At 60.8% G+C, this 12785-nt stretch carries 14 protein-coding genes; all 14 read left to right on the forward strand.

From position 1 onward, the window contains the following. Positions 1 to 14 precede the first annotated feature (14 nt). On the forward strand, positions 15 to 356 hold the full coding sequence (gene rplS, locus AAAX34_RS05045; RefSeq protein ID WP_006236098.1) for a 50S ribosomal protein L19: 342 nt from the start codon (positions 15 to 17) through the stop codon (positions 354 to 356). A gap of 93 nt (positions 357 to 449) precedes the next feature. Continuing rightward, on the forward strand, positions 450 to 1238 hold the full coding sequence (locus AAAX34_RS05050; protein WP_138374168.1) for a ribonuclease HII: 789 nt from the start codon (positions 450 to 452) through the stop codon (positions 1236 to 1238). A gap of 189 nt (positions 1239 to 1427) precedes the next feature. Further along, positions 1428 to 1913: a YraN family protein gene (locus AAAX34_RS05055; RefSeq protein WP_055285132.1), complete on the forward strand. Its 486-nt coding sequence runs from the start codon at positions 1428 to 1430 to the stop codon at positions 1911 to 1913. Beyond that, positions 1913 to 3436 (forward strand): YifB family Mg chelatase-like AAA ATPase, encoded by a 1524-nt coding sequence (locus AAAX34_RS05060; protein WP_349110273.1) that lies wholly within the window; start codon positions 1913 to 1915, stop codon positions 3434 to 3436. Before AAAX34_RS05055 ends, AAAX34_RS05060 begins: the two co-directional genes overlap by 1 nt. Continuing rightward, positions 3433 to 4368, forward strand: coding sequence for a DNA-processing protein DprA (locus AAAX34_RS05065; RefSeq protein WP_349110276.1), 936 nt, complete (start codon positions 3433 to 3435; stop codon positions 4366 to 4368). The genes AAAX34_RS05060 and AAAX34_RS05065 overlap by 4 nt, the downstream gene beginning before the upstream one ends. Positions 4369 to 4382: 14 nt before the next feature. Next, the gene (gene trmFO, locus AAAX34_RS05070; RefSeq protein ID WP_195239256.1) at positions 4383 to 5720 is read left to right on the forward strand and encodes a methylenetetrahydrofolate--tRNA-(uracil(54)-C(5))-methyltransferase (FADH(2)-oxidizing) TrmFO; all 1338 of its coding nucleotides are present in this window, start codon (positions 4383 to 4385) and stop codon (positions 5718 to 5720) included. Positions 5721 to 5728: 8 nt separating this feature from the next. After that, a complete protein-coding gene (locus AAAX34_RS05075) occupies positions 5729 to 6637 on the forward strand; it encodes a tyrosine recombinase (RefSeq protein WP_192934391.1) in 909 nt (302 codons plus the stop codon). Positions 6638 to 6856: 219 nt separating this feature from the next. Continuing rightward, positions 6857 to 7585 carry a 30S ribosomal protein S2 gene (gene rpsB, locus AAAX34_RS05080; protein WP_006236109.1) on the forward strand — a complete coding sequence of 243 codons (729 nt, stop codon included), beginning with the start codon at positions 6857 to 6859 and terminating at the stop codon, positions 7583 to 7585. A gap of 45 nt (positions 7586 to 7630) precedes the next feature. Next, on the forward strand, positions 7631 to 8500 hold the full coding sequence (tsf, locus tag AAAX34_RS05085; protein WP_022094736.1) for a translation elongation factor Ts: 870 nt from the start codon (positions 7631 to 7633) through the stop codon (positions 8498 to 8500). 118 nt (positions 8501 to 8618) lie between these two features. Continuing rightward, positions 8619 to 9341 (forward strand): UMP kinase, encoded by a 723-nt coding sequence (gene pyrH, locus AAAX34_RS05090; protein ID WP_349110277.1) that lies wholly within the window; start codon positions 8619 to 8621, stop codon positions 9339 to 9341. 2 nt (positions 9342 to 9343) lie between these two features. After that, positions 9344 to 9880 (forward strand): ribosome recycling factor, encoded by a 537-nt coding sequence (gene frr / locus AAAX34_RS05095; protein ID WP_006236112.1) that lies wholly within the window; start codon positions 9344 to 9346, stop codon positions 9878 to 9880. A gap of 1 nt (position 9881) precedes the next feature. Continuing rightward, complete coding sequence (locus tag AAAX34_RS05100; protein ID WP_040359958.1) at positions 9882 to 10676, forward strand: isoprenyl transferase; 795 nt, start codon at positions 9882 to 9884, stop codon at positions 10674 to 10676. A 2-nt stretch (positions 10677 to 10678) separates the two neighbouring features. Then, a complete protein-coding gene (locus tag AAAX34_RS05105; RefSeq protein ID WP_271736527.1) occupies positions 10679 to 11578 on the forward strand; it encodes a phosphatidate cytidylyltransferase in 900 nt (299 codons plus the stop codon). After that, positions 11578 to 12765 carry a 1-deoxy-D-xylulose-5-phosphate reductoisomerase gene (gene dxr, locus AAAX34_RS05110; RefSeq protein ID WP_349110279.1) on the forward strand — a complete coding sequence of 396 codons (1188 nt, stop codon included), beginning with the start codon at positions 11578 to 11580 and terminating at the stop codon, positions 12763 to 12765. The genes AAAX34_RS05105 and dxr overlap by 1 nt, the downstream gene beginning before the upstream one ends. Positions 12766 to 12785: the final 20 nt, after the last annotated feature.

The following is a 12785-nucleotide window of genomic DNA, read 5'->3' on the forward strand; positions in this document are numbered from 1 at the left end:
GTAAGGAATTGCACATGGATTACATCCGCGCAATCGAGCGTCAGCAGATCCGCGAGGACATTCCTCAGGTTCGCGTCGCCGACAACGTCAAGGTTCACTACCGCATTAAGGAAGGCGACCGCGAGCGCATCCAGGTCTTCCAGGGCGACGTCATCCGCATGGCCGGCGCCGGTGCCCGCGAGACCTTCACTGTCCGCAAGATGTCCTTCGGTGTCGGTGTTGAGCGTACCTTCCCGCTTCACAGCCCTAAGATCGCCAAGCTCGAGGTCGTTCGTCATGGTCGCGTCCGTCGCGCCAAACTGTACTACCTCCGCGACAAGGTGGGCAAGGCTGCTCGCATCCCCGAGAAGCGCTAAGAAGATCGCAGCGTCTGTCCACTCGTTTGGACGTAAGGGTCACCTTCGGGTGGCCCTTCTTTTTATCTGATTTGCATGCAAGGAGGGCCTGGTATGGCCAATATGACGAGCTCGGTTTCGGCATCGCAGGTTGCCGGCGAGCTGGCGAGTGCCACGTTCGAGGAGATTCCCGCCCTCGTGGAGCATTATCGCGAGGATCCGCGCCAGCAGGTGATCAAGGCTTGCGAGCGTGCCCTTAAGCGCCATGCCAAGGAGCTTGCCGAGCGCGAGCGCGTCAACGGCATGTACGAGCTTATGCATGAGCTCGGCGGTGATGGCGTGGTCGTGGGCGTCGACGAGGTGGGCCGTGGCTCGGTAGCGGGGCCCTTGACCGTGTGTGCCGTGTGCCTTCCGATGGAGCCGCGCATCTGGGGCATCAACGATTCCAAAAAGCTCACGCCGGCGCGCCGCGAGCTGCTCTCGGTTAAGATTGCCGAGGTGGCGACTGCTATCGGCTTTTGCCATATCGCTCCTGCAGATATCGATGAGATGGGTATGGCCCGCGCCATCCGCGCTGCCGTTGCGGGTGCGGTGGCCGATACGGGACTTGAACCCGACTGCGTCCTCATGGATGGCAACCCCTTGGGCGCCGTTCCCAATGAGCGCGACGTGGTGAAGGGCGATGCCAAGATCGCCTGTATCGCCGCGGCATCCATCATGGCAAAGGTCACGCGTGACGAGATGATGGTCGAGTACGACGCCGAGTACCCCGAGTACCATCTGGCCGAATCGAAGGGCTATGCGAGCCCCGAGCACATCGAGGCCATTCGAAAACATGGACTTTGTCCACTGCATCGTGTGAGCTTTTGCGGAAACTTTCTGCAGACTGAGCGCCTTTTCTAGGTCAATTGTGGAGACAGGGACCTCTAGGGTTTTATAAACCTGCTGGTAGCGGGCCGTATGCAACAGCATTGCTGCGTACGGCCCTTTTTTTGACGGCATTTGGTCAGCTTTTGGTTTGCTTCCTGTACTTACCCGCATGAAAGGTGCCCTCATCATCGGGGCAATGCAGTGTGCGGGAAAGGAGACCCCATGAGTGCCGCAAGCAAAAAGAGCAAGACGCAGCAGCTCAAGGAGCGTTGGGAAAACGGCGAGCTCGACTGCGGGGCGATGACGCCCGAGTTTATCAAGGGACTCAGTCCCCGTGAGCTGGGCATGCTGGGCGAGCTGATCACCATCGACTACTTTAACGAGCGCGGCTACACCTTGCTGGAGCAGGGTTATCGTTGCACCGAGGGCGAGGCCGATCTGGTGCTGCTCGATGAGCTTGACGATGTCGTGGTGATGGCCGAGGTCAAGACCAGGCGCGTCGCCCTGGATTGCACCACGCGGGTCTTTCCCGAGGAGGCCGTGGATGCCCAAAAGCAGCGTCGGTATCGCCGTATCGCAAGTTGCTATCTCATGGAGCACTATCCGCTCAAGGCGATCCGCTTCGATGCAGTGGGTGTCACCATTCGCGGCGGGCATATCGCCGAGATCGAGCATCAGTACAACGCGTTCGATTGGCAGGTGTCGTGATGGCGTTCGAGACGTTTGCCGTTCACGCGGCCTGCATCCGCGGCGTCGAGGCGATTCACGTCACGGTCGAGGTCTCGCTTGCCGGCGGCGTTCCGGGCATTCAGATGCTCGGCATCCCGAGTATGGAGGTGATGGAGTCACGCGGTCGTATTCGCTGCGCGATGCGCTCCGCCGGGTTCGAGATCACGCGCTCGGGCATTACCGTTAACCTGGCACCCGGCGATATCCGCAAGACCGGTAGCGGCTTTGACCTGCCCATCGCCATCGCGGTTCTAGCGGCCGATGAGCAGATTCCCCGTGACAACCTCGATCGCTGCCTTATCGCAGGTGAGCTTGGTCTGGACGGTACGGTGCTTCCCGTCAAGGGCGAGGTGGCGTTTCAGCTATTGGCTCGCGACATGGGGCTGTCTTTTATCGCCGGCAGGTCCGACCAGCATGTGCCACTCGCGGGCGTAGATTGCGGCTTTATCGACCATCTGTCTCAGCTTGCTCACGGCATGGGCGATGCCGCACGGCACTACTTGGATTCCGAGGGTGTCGAGGCGACCTTTGAGCCCGAGCTCGACTATGCAGACGTGCTGGGGCAGGAAGTCGCTAAACGCGGCATGGCGCTTGCGGCGGCAGGAGAACTCGGCTTGCTCATGATCGGGTCTCCGGGATCGGGCAAGACGATGCTCGCACGCCGTATGACCGGCATCCTGCCCGAGCTTTCCGTTGAGGATCAGCAGGAGGCACTGTGCATCCATTCGGTTTTGGGTGAGAACATTGATGGCTTGTTGGCGGGGCACCGCCCCTTCCGCAGTCCCCACCACAGTATTTCGACCGCAGGCCTTATCGGCGGCGGGCGCCCGGTGCACCCGGGTGAGATCAGCCTTGCTCATGGCGGCGTGCTCTTTTTGGACGAGCTTGCCGAGTTTCCCACTGGCGTGCTGCAGACGCTGCGTCAGCCCATCGAGCGCGGCTACGTGAGGATCGTACGCGTCGACGGGGCTTTTACCTTCCCGTCGCGCTTTCAGCTGCTGGCTGCGAGCAATCCCTGCCCCTGCGGCTTTTTGGGCGATCGCGAGGTACCGTGTCGCTGCTCGGCGGCGATGGTCGAGCGCTATCGGTCTAAACTGCGCGGTCCCTTGGCCGACCGTATCGACATGATGATCGATGTGACCCGTCCCGACCCTCAAGTGATTATCGAGGGTGCGGAGGGTATGTCGTCGGCCGAGTTACGTGACTACGTTGTGCGCGGTCGTGCCTTTCGCGCCTGGCGCGAGTTCCGTATGGACGATGCGGATGCCGAGGCCGAGGATGACGAGACGCGGTCTATTGACGGCGTCGTTTCGACCTTCGAGCTCGATGATGCTGCCGAGAAATGCGTACTTGGCCTATCCAAACGCACGCATCTCACGGGCCGCGGCATCGTACGCCTGGTGCGTATCGCGCGTACAATCGCTGACGTCGCCGAGAGCGAGCAAGTGACGCAGGACCACGTGCTCGAGGCGGCGATGTACCAGGGAAGGAGGGACCAATGATAGCTGAGGGGACCTTCGAGCTGCATCCAGGTGATGCGTTGTATCCCGAGAGCGTTTTGGAGCTATCTGATGTACCCCAGACGCTCTATGTGCGCGGCAACCCCGAGGTGCTTTCGACGCCCGCGCTCTCCATCATCGGTGCGCGAAAGGCCTCGCCGTATGGTCTTGCCGTGGCAGAGCTTGCGGCGAAGGTGGCGGTTGAGGCGGGAGTGACGGTAGTTTCGGGCGGTGCGGTCGGTTGTGACCAGGCCTCGGGTTGGGCTGCGGTCAACGCCGGCGGCAAACACGTCGTGGTGCTGGGGACGGGCGCCGACGTGGTCTACCCGCGTTCGAGCGCGGGGCTTATTACGCGCACGCTCGATACGGGCGGCGCGGTCGTGTCGATCTCTCCGTGGGGCATGGGTCCGCGCAAGTTTGCCTTTCCGCGTCGCAATCGCGTGATCGCGGCCCTGTCGCAAGCCCTCTTTGTATCCGAGGCGGGTATGCCTTCCGGGACGTTTTCTACAGCCGAGGCTGCTATGGATTTGGGGCGCGAACTTCTTGCCGTGCCGGGGTCGATCCTATCGCCCGAGTCGCGTGGCACGAATTACCTCATTGCGAACGGTGCCTGCTGCATTGTCGACGAGGAGTCCATCGAGATGGCTATCTCTCGCATATACGGCACCCTGCGCTACTCGCGCCCCGATGCTCCCGGCATTGCCGACCTGAATCCAACACAGCAGACCGTGATGCATGCGCTCATCGCCTCTCCGCTCAAGGTCGACGACATCGCGGCGCTCGTCTCACTCGATGCTGTCGGCGTACTCAAACTCTTGGGTTCGCTTGAACTCGAGGGCCTTATCGAGCGCATGATGGATGGAAGGTATGCGCCCTCCAAGTTTGCCCTTCACGCCCAGACGCCCTTCGGTCACAATGGAAAACGTGTCAATTAGAAAGGTGTTTGCAGATGCAGTTCGATCAGGTGACGGTTATCGGTGGCGGTCTGGCGGGTTCGGAATGCGCGATCCAGCTGGCAGACCGCGGGTTTGCCGTAAAGCTGTGCGAGATGCGCCCCCAGGTGAGCTCCCCGGCTCACCATACCGATCACCTGGCAGAGCTCGTCTGCTCCAATTCGTTTAAGTCGACCCGTCCGGATTCCGCGGCTGGTTTGCTGAAGGCCGAGCTTGAGCGCATGGGTTCAGTCCTGCTCGACTGCGCCCATCGCGCTGCTGTTCCCGCTGGTGGCGCCCTGGCGGTCGACCGTGTTACATTCTCCGAGCTCGTCGAGGCTGAGGTTGCCGCCCGCCCCAATATCGAGGTCGTTCACGGCGAGGTCACCCAGATCCCCGAGGGCCACGTGGTCATTGCCGCGGGCCCGCTGTGTTCACCGGCGCTGAGCGAAGAGGTCATGAAGCTCGTCGGTGGCGACGCCCTTGCGTTCTTCGATGCCGCGGCGCCGATCGTCGATGCCTCCACGCTCGATATGGACGTGCTGTTTTCGCAGTCGCGCTACGAGGAGCAGGGGAGCGGCGACTATCTCAACGCTCCGCTCAACAAGGAGGAGTACGAGGCCTTTATCGAGGCGCTCACCACGGCCGACCGCGTGGTGCTCAAGGACTTTGAGGGCGGCGATCTGTTCCAGGCCTGCCAGCCTGCCGAGGAGGTTGCGCGCACCGGCAAGGACGCCATTCGCTTTGGCGCCATGAAGCCCGTCGGCCTCACCGACCCGCGTACCGGACGTCGCCCTTGGGCGGCGATTCAGCTGCGTGCCGAGAACAAGGAGAAGACCGCCTATAACCTGGTGGGCTTCCAGACCAACCTGACCTTTGGCGAGCAGAAGCGCGTCTTCCATATGGTGCCGGGCCTGGAGAACGCTGAGTTCTTCCGCTACGGTGTCATGCACCGCAATACCTTTGTCGACGCCCCGCACGTGCTCGATGGCACCTTTGCCGTGCCCGGTACCGGCGTGCGCCTGGCCGGTCAGATCACCGGCACCGAGGGGTACATGGAAGCCGTGGCGACCGGTCTGCTCGCGGCGCTCAACACCTATGCAGAGGCTATCGGCGCCGATTCCGTCGAGTTGCCCCGCGTGGGCGCCCTGGGTGCGCTCGTGGGCTATGCGACCGATCCTGCCACCGTGGGCTATCAGCCCATGCATGTCAACTTTGGCCTGGTGCCGCCGCTCGAGGACGGTAAGCGCCGCAGCAAGCGCGACCGCTATCAGGCCTATGCGGACCGTGCGCTCGAGGCCCTCGATGCCTACTTGGCCACGCGTTCCGACTTGTTTGGAGGCGACCGGTCATAGCCTTTGACCTGTACGACACCGTCGACTCTTTTATCGCCTATATCGCACGCGTTGAGGGGCTTTCTCCCAACACGGTGACGGCCTATGGCTCGAGACTGGAGCGCTTTGCTGCCTGGTGCGAGCGCGAGGATATTGATGCTTTCGCTGCCGACGTGCGCACCATTCGTCGCTATCTTGCTGAGCTTTCGCGTGAGCAGGTGGCTCCCCGAACGCTTGCGGCGCACCTGTCGGCTATCCGATCTCTCTATCGCTGGATGGCTGCCGAGGGGATTGTCGAGGGCGATGCGGTCTCGGCGATCGCGTCGCCCAAGCTGCCGCGTGACCTGCCGGGCGTCCTTACGACCCAGCAGGTCGAGGCGCTGCTCAAGACGCCTGATACCTCAACACCCGCGGGACTGCGCGATGCGGCGATGCTCGAGTTGCTCTATGCCTCGGGTGCCCGCATCTCAGAGCTTGCGGCGCTCAATGTGGAATCCATCTCATGGTCCGAGCGCACGCTGCGCCTGTGGGGCAAGGGGAGCAAGGAGCGTATCGTCCCTCTGTATCGTCGTGCGCTCGATGTGACGCGTCTCTATATTGAAGAGGGGAGGCCGGAGTTGCTCGCTCGGGCAAAGCGCCGCGACCTCGCTACCGGGCCGCATCCGCTGCTTATATCGGCGCGCGGCAATCGCATGAGCGCCGCGATGCTCCGGCGGCGGTTCCATACGCTGGCGACGCTCGCCGGCATTCCGGCTGACATCGCCCCGCATGCGATGCGCCATACCTTTGCGACCGACTTGCTCGAGGGCGGTGCGGACCTGCGCTCGGTTCAAGAGCTGCTAGGTCATGCGAGCCTGTCCACGACGCAGATCTACACGCATCTCACACCCGATCGGCTTAAACGTGCCGTGGCTCAAGCCCATCCTCGCGGCGAATAGTGGCTGGGACGTCCCGCGCCGCACTCAGGTGTGTGGTTTTGATTGCGGGTTGGCAGGAAGAGGCATTCCTGCTATCATTCATCGGGTTGCTTCACGGCAACATGTTTTTATCACGCACGCGCGGCTACTTCATACCGTGGTGCCCGGGCTTTGGTAGCACATGTCCGGGTTGGTTTTGGAGGATGACCCCGCGCGGAGGCAAACCACAGGAGGTTTAACATGGCTACCAAGATTAATATCCGCACCCTGCTCGAGGCCGGCTGCCACTTCGGTCACCAGACCCGTCGCTGGAACCCCAAGATGAAGCCGTTCATCTTCGGTGAGCGCAACGGCATCTACATCCTCGACCTCAAGCAGACCATCCTCGACGCCGACCAGGCCTACACCTTCGTCAAGAACGTCGCCAAGGGTGGCAACGTGCTGTTCGTCGGCACCAAGAAGCAGGCTCAGGAGGCCGTCAAGAACGCTGCTGAGCGCGCCAACATGCCTTACATCAACCAGCGTTGGCTCGGCGGTATGCTGACCAACTTCGTCACCATCCGCTCCCGCATCAACCGCATGGAGGAGCTCGAGGCCATGGTCGAGGACGGCCGCATGGCTGTTCTGCCTAAGAAGGAGCAGGCTGTTCTCGGCAAGGAGCTCACCAAGCTCCAGACCAACCTCGGTGGCGCCCGCGACATGAAGGGTCTGCCCCAGGCTCTCTTCGTCATCGACACCAAGCGCGAGGAGAACGCCATCAAGGAGGCTCAGCGCCTGAACATCCCCGTCGTCGCCCTGATCGACACCAACTCCGATCCCGACGAGGTCGAGTACGGCATCCCCTGCAACGATGACGCTATCTCCGCTGTCACCCTTATGTGCGAGCTCATGGCTGACGCCTGCCTCGCTGGCTCTGGTAAGGAGCAGGTCTCCGAGGCCGAGATGGCCGCTGAGCCCAAGGCCGAGTAAATCAGTCTTAGTTAATTCTTTTTCATCTCTTTGAAAGGAACCACAATGGCCCAGATTACCGCCGCTATGGTCAAGCAGCTCCGCGAGATGACCGACTCCCCGATGATGGAGTGCAAGAAGGCTCTCGTCGAGGCTGACGGCGACATGGACGCCGCTGTCGACGTTCTGCGTAAGAACGGCCTTGCCAAGGCTGCCAAGAAGGCTGGCCGTGAGACCAACGAGGGCGCTGTCGCCGCGTTCGTCTCCGAGGATGGCAAGACCGGCGCTCTGCTCGAGCTCTCCTGCGAGACCGACTTCGTTGGCTCTAACGCCAAGTTCACCGGCTTTGCTTCCAAGGTCGCTGAGGTTGTCGCTACCACCGAGCCTGCTGACGTCGACGCTCTGCTCGAGAAGCCGATGGGCGAGGAGACCGTTTCCTCCGAGCTCACCGAGATGATTCACATCATGGGCGAGAACATGAAGATCTCCCGCTTCGCTGCCCGCAAGGCTGAGAACGGCGCGCTCGCTTCTTACATCCACATGGGTGGTAAGATCGGCGTCCTCGTCGAGTTCGCCTTCGAGAAGGCTGAGACCGCTCAGGCTGAATCCTTCAAGACCTTCGCTCACGACGTTGCCCTTCAGGTTGCCGCCGTCGCCCCGATCTGCGCTACCCGCGATCAGGTTCCGGCCGAGACCGTCGAGCACGAGAAGCAGATCTACATGGCTCAGGCTGCCGAGTCCGGTAAGCCCGAGGCTATCCAGGAGAAGATGGCTGTCGGCCGTCTGGAGAAGTTCTACAAGCAGTCCGTGCTCACCGAGCAGGAGTTCATCAAGGACAGCTCCCTCACCATCAAGAAGTACGCTGAGCAGGTCTCCAAGGAGCTCGGCGACACCATTACCGTCGTTGCCTTTGACCGTCTGGTCCGTGGCGAGTAAATAAGCTCTTGTAGCTGGTAATGAGCAGGCTGTGGGTTTTACTCACAGCCTGCTTTTTCATGGCTCTTCTTAGAGCCTTTGATAGAATGTTGAGAGTTCAATCTAAAGGAGGATCGCTTTGTCCGACATCCGATATAAACGCGTGCTTCTTAAGCTTTCCGGCGAAGCGCTGATGGGCGACGGCCAATATGGCATCGACCCCAAGGTTACCGACCATCTTGCTAAGCAGGTCAAGGAGCTGCTCGCCGTTGGCCATGAGGTCGGCGTCGTTGTCGGCGGCGGCAATATTTTCCGCGGCATGGCAGGTGCTGCCGGTGGCATGGAGCGTGCTCAGGCCGACTACATGGGCATGCTGGCAACCGTTATGAACGCGCTCGCCCTGCAGGATGCCTTCGAGCATAACGATGTTCCCTGCCGCGTGATGAGCGCTATCCAGATGAACGAGATCTGCGAGCCCTATATTCGCCGTCGCGCCATCAACCACCTTTCCAAGGGCAACGTCGTTATTTTTGCCGCCGGTTCGGGCAATCCGTACTTTACGACCGACACCGCCGCGGCTCTTCGTGCGTGCGAGATCGGCGCCGAGATTCTGATTAAAGCCACCAAGGTTGACGGCATCTACGATAAGGATCCCGTCAAGTGCGCTGATGCCGTCCGTTTTGACAAGATTACCTATCACGAGGTTCTCGTCCGCGGTCTGCAGGTTATGGATTCCACCGCTACGGCACTGTGCCAGGATAACCGTATGCCGATTTTGGTCCTCAACATCGATGGCGAGGACACCGTCAAGCGCGCGCTCGCGGGTGAGTCCGTCGGCACGCTCGTCTATCAGGAGGATTAAGCATGGCAGAGAACATCACCGCCCATATGGACAAGTCGCTCGAGTCCCTCAAGCATAACTTCTCCAAGGTCCGTACCGGCCGCGCCAATGCCAACATTCTGTCCGACATCACCGTCGATTATTACGGTGTTCCCACGCCGGTCACGCAGGTTGCCGCCGTCAAGACCCCCGAGGCCCACATGCTGCTCATCGAGCCGTGGGACAAGGCACTCATCAACGCTATCGTCAAGGCCATCGGCGCTTCCGATCTGGGTATTACCCCCAACTCCGATGGCACCGTCGTTCGTCTGCCGTTCCCGGCTCCCACCGAGGAGCGCCGTCGCGAGCTCGTCAAGGAGTGCCGCGAGTACGCCGAGCAGGCCAAGGTGTCTATCCGTAACATCCGTCGCGACTTCAACAACAAGCTTGAGCGCGATGAGGAGCTCACCGAGGACGATGTCCGTCGCGAGCAGGCCAAGGTCCAGAAGCACACCGATGAGTATGTCGCCAAGGTCGAGGAGCTTCTGAAGGAAAAAGAAGCCGAGGTCATGGAGATCTAAGGTGCAATACGACGAGCATAAACTGGTCGAGTACTTTGCCGACGCCCCTGCGGGCGTCGGTTTTTCCGACCTTGACCTCAATAACATTCCGCACCATATCTCGTGCATCATGGACGGCAATGGTCGTTGGGCCACATCGCGCGGTCTTGCACGCACCGAGGGCCACAAGGCGGGTATCGTCTCCCTTCGTGAGATTATTACCGCCTGCGTGCGTCTGGGCGTCGACGTGCTTTCGGCCTATGCGTTTTCTACCGAAAACTGGAACCGCCCGCAGCATGAGGTCAACGTCTTGATGCACCTGTTTGCCAAGACGTTTATCGACGAGCTGCCGCTTCTGAAGCGCGAAAACGTGCGCGTTGTCTTTTTGGGTGACATTTCCGCGCTGCCCAAGAAGACCCGCGACGTTTTTGAACGCGGTCTTGCCGAGTGCGCCGATCACACCGGCATGACGCTGGCGCTTGCCGTCAACTACGGCGCGCGTGCCGAGATTACCCGCGCTGTCCGTCAGATCGCACTCGACGCTGCCGCCGGTAAGATCGATCCTGGCGCAATTGATGACGACATGGTGGCTTCCCACCTCTATACCGCCGGCCTTCCCGATCCTGAGCTTGTGATTCGCACTTCTGGTGAGCTGCGCCTTTCGAACTATCTGCTGTGGCAGGTGGCTTATTCCGAATTCTACGTCACCGATACCTATTGGCCCGACTTTGATCGTTGGGGCCTTGTCGACGCCATTTTGGCCTATCAGGGCCGTGACCGTAGGTTTGGTGGACTGAGCAAGACCGAGGAGGCTTAATCGTGTCCGATCGTCCCAAGGCATCTGCTCCCAAGACGCCTGCGCGCAAAGCTGCCACTGCGGGAACGCCTGCAGTGAAGAGCGGCACCGGTTCGTGGCTGGCGGGCTTTATTACCCGTGCCGCCGCCGGTATCGTCTACGCCGTTGTCTTTATCCTGTGCCTGGTTTTGGGTATCGTGCCCACGGCCATCTTTGTTTCCGTCATGAGCGGTCTGTGCTGCTATGAGTTTTTCCGTATGACAAGGCTCGATGGCAAGATGGCTAACGAGCGCATGGGTATCGCTGCCGCCGTGCTCTTTCCGCTGTCGGCGTTGGGCGATTCGATGCTGCTGAATGCCCTGCTTTTTGCCCTGATGCTCGCTGTGGGCATTTGGTATGTCTGGTCGCCGCGTACCCGTATATCCGATGTTGCCGTGACACTCATGGGTCCCATCTACACCGGTTTTATGCTGTCGGCTATCGTGCTGCTGCGCGATGCCGTGCCCGGTTTTGCCGGCGCCCTGCTTTCGGTGGGTGTTTGCGCGTCTCTCTGGGTCTCCGATTCGTTTGCCTATATCGTGGGTAGCCGTATCGGCAAACACAAGATGGTTCCCAAGATCTCTCCCAAAAAGAGCTGGGAGGGGTTTGTTGGCGGCATCCTGGGCTCGGTTTTGATTTGGCTCATCCTGTGGGCGACGCATTTCTTCAAGCTCAGCCTGCCCTATGCGCTGCTGTGCGGCGTGGTCGTGTCCATTCTGGGCGTTATCGGCGACCTTATCGAGTCGCGCATCAAGCGCGGTGTGGGCGTCAAAGATTCCGGCAACCTTATCCCGGGCCACGGCGGCATGCTCGATCGTAGCGATTCGCTTATCTTCGGCTGCATCACCGCGCAGCTGATGCTGATGATCGGAGGCGTGCTGTAATGTCATTCCAGACGACGTATGGCCCCGATGGACGCCTCCGTGTTGCCATCCTGGGTTGTACGGGCTCCATCGGCACCCAGGCGCTCGATGTGTGCCGCCAGCATGCCGATCGCCTGCAGGTGACGGCGCTGTCCGTTAACTCCAGTACCTCCGAGCTTGTTGCCGCTGCCCGCGAGTTCTCGGTTTCGGCGGTTGCCGTGGCCGATGTCGCTCATGGCGATGACGCCGTGCTGCAGGAGTTGCCCGAGGGAACGAAGCTCGGCGTTGGCGCGCAGGCGGTTTGCGAGCTCGCGCGTCGCGACGATGTCGACTGCGTACTCGTCGCTATTGTGGGTGCCGCCGGTCTCGAGGCGAGCCATGCGGCCTTGACCTCGAATAAGCGTCTTGCCCTTGCCAACAAGGAGTCCCTCGTCGTCGGTGGCGACTTGCTTATGCCGTTGGCGCAACCGGGCCAGCTTATTCCAGTCGACTCTGAGCACTCCGCCATCTACCAGTGCTATCTGGGGGAGAACCCGCGCGAGGCTCATTGTATTTGGCTCACCTGCTCGGGCGGTCCGTTCTTTGGCCGCACGCGCGACGAGCTAGATCGCGTGACGCGTGCCGATGCCCTCGCACATCCCACGTGGGCCATGGGTGCTAAGATCACCATCGACTCCGCCACCCTCATGAATAAGGGCCTGGAGCGCATTGAGGCCATGCATCTGTTTAACTGCGACCTCGATTTCATTAACGTGGTCGTGCAGCGTCAGTCCAAGATTCACTCTATGGTCGAGTTTGCCGACGGCTCCGTGATGGCGCATCTCGGTGCTTCCGACATGCGTATTCCCATCCAGTTCGCGTTCTCGTATCCCGAGCGTTGGGATACCCCGGCGCCTCGTATCGATTTCCGCGAGCTGGGGCAGCTCACGTTTGATGCTGCCGACATGGATACCTTCCGCTGTCTGGCACTGGCCGAGCGTGCCGGCAAGACGGGTGGCACCATGCCGTGCGTGCTCAATGCCGCCAACGAGGTCGCCGTCGATGCCTTCCTGCACGATGGCTGCAGCTTTACCGATATCGATCGCATTGTGGAATCCTGCATGGATGCCCACGATATGCAGACGGTCGATTCGTTTGAGCAGCTTCGCGACATCGATGTGTGGGCGCGTGAAAAGGCTGCGCAGGTGCTCGCCGCAACCCGTTCCTAACCCATAAGGATTGCTTTTTC

The organism is Collinsella sp. CLA-ER-H4 (assembly GCF_040092395.1).
In the GTDB taxonomy this organism is placed as follows: Bacteria; Actinomycetota; Coriobacteriia; order Coriobacteriales; family Coriobacteriaceae; genus Collinsella.

Bases quoted from the DNA above. Each gene is read 5' to 3' on its own strand.
- trmFO (WP_195239256.1), top strand. From the start codon at position 4,383: ATGCAGTTCGATCAGGTGACGGTTATCGGTGGCGGTCTGGCGGGTTCG.
- AAAX34_RS05060 (WP_349110273.1), top strand. From the start codon at position 1,913: ATGGCGTTCGAGACGTTTGCCGTTCACGCGGCCTGCATCCGCGGCGTC.
- rplS (WP_006236098.1), top strand. From the start codon at position 15: ATGGATTACATCCGCGCAATCGAGCGTCAGCAGATCCGCGAGGACATT.
- AAAX34_RS05055 (WP_055285132.1), top strand. From the start codon at position 1,428: ATGAGTGCCGCAAGCAAAAAGAGCAAGACGCAGCAGCTCAAGGAGCGT.
- tsf (WP_022094736.1), top strand. From the start codon at position 7,631: ATGGCCCAGATTACCGCCGCTATGGTCAAGCAGCTCCGCGAGATGACC.
- AAAX34_RS05065 (WP_349110276.1), top strand. From the start codon at position 3,433: ATGATAGCTGAGGGGACCTTCGAGCTGCATCCAGGTGATGCGTTGTAT.
- dxr (WP_349110279.1), top strand. From the start codon at position 11,578: ATGTCATTCCAGACGACGTATGGCCCCGATGGACGCCTCCGTGTTGCC.
- frr (WP_006236112.1), top strand. From the start codon at position 9,344: ATGGCAGAGAACATCACCGCCCATATGGACAAGTCGCTCGAGTCCCTC.
- AAAX34_RS05050 (WP_138374168.1), top strand. From the start codon at position 450: ATGGCCAATATGACGAGCTCGGTTTCGGCATCGCAGGTTGCCGGCGAG.
- rpsB (WP_006236109.1), top strand. From the start codon at position 6,857: ATGGCTACCAAGATTAATATCCGCACCCTGCTCGAGGCCGGCTGCCAC.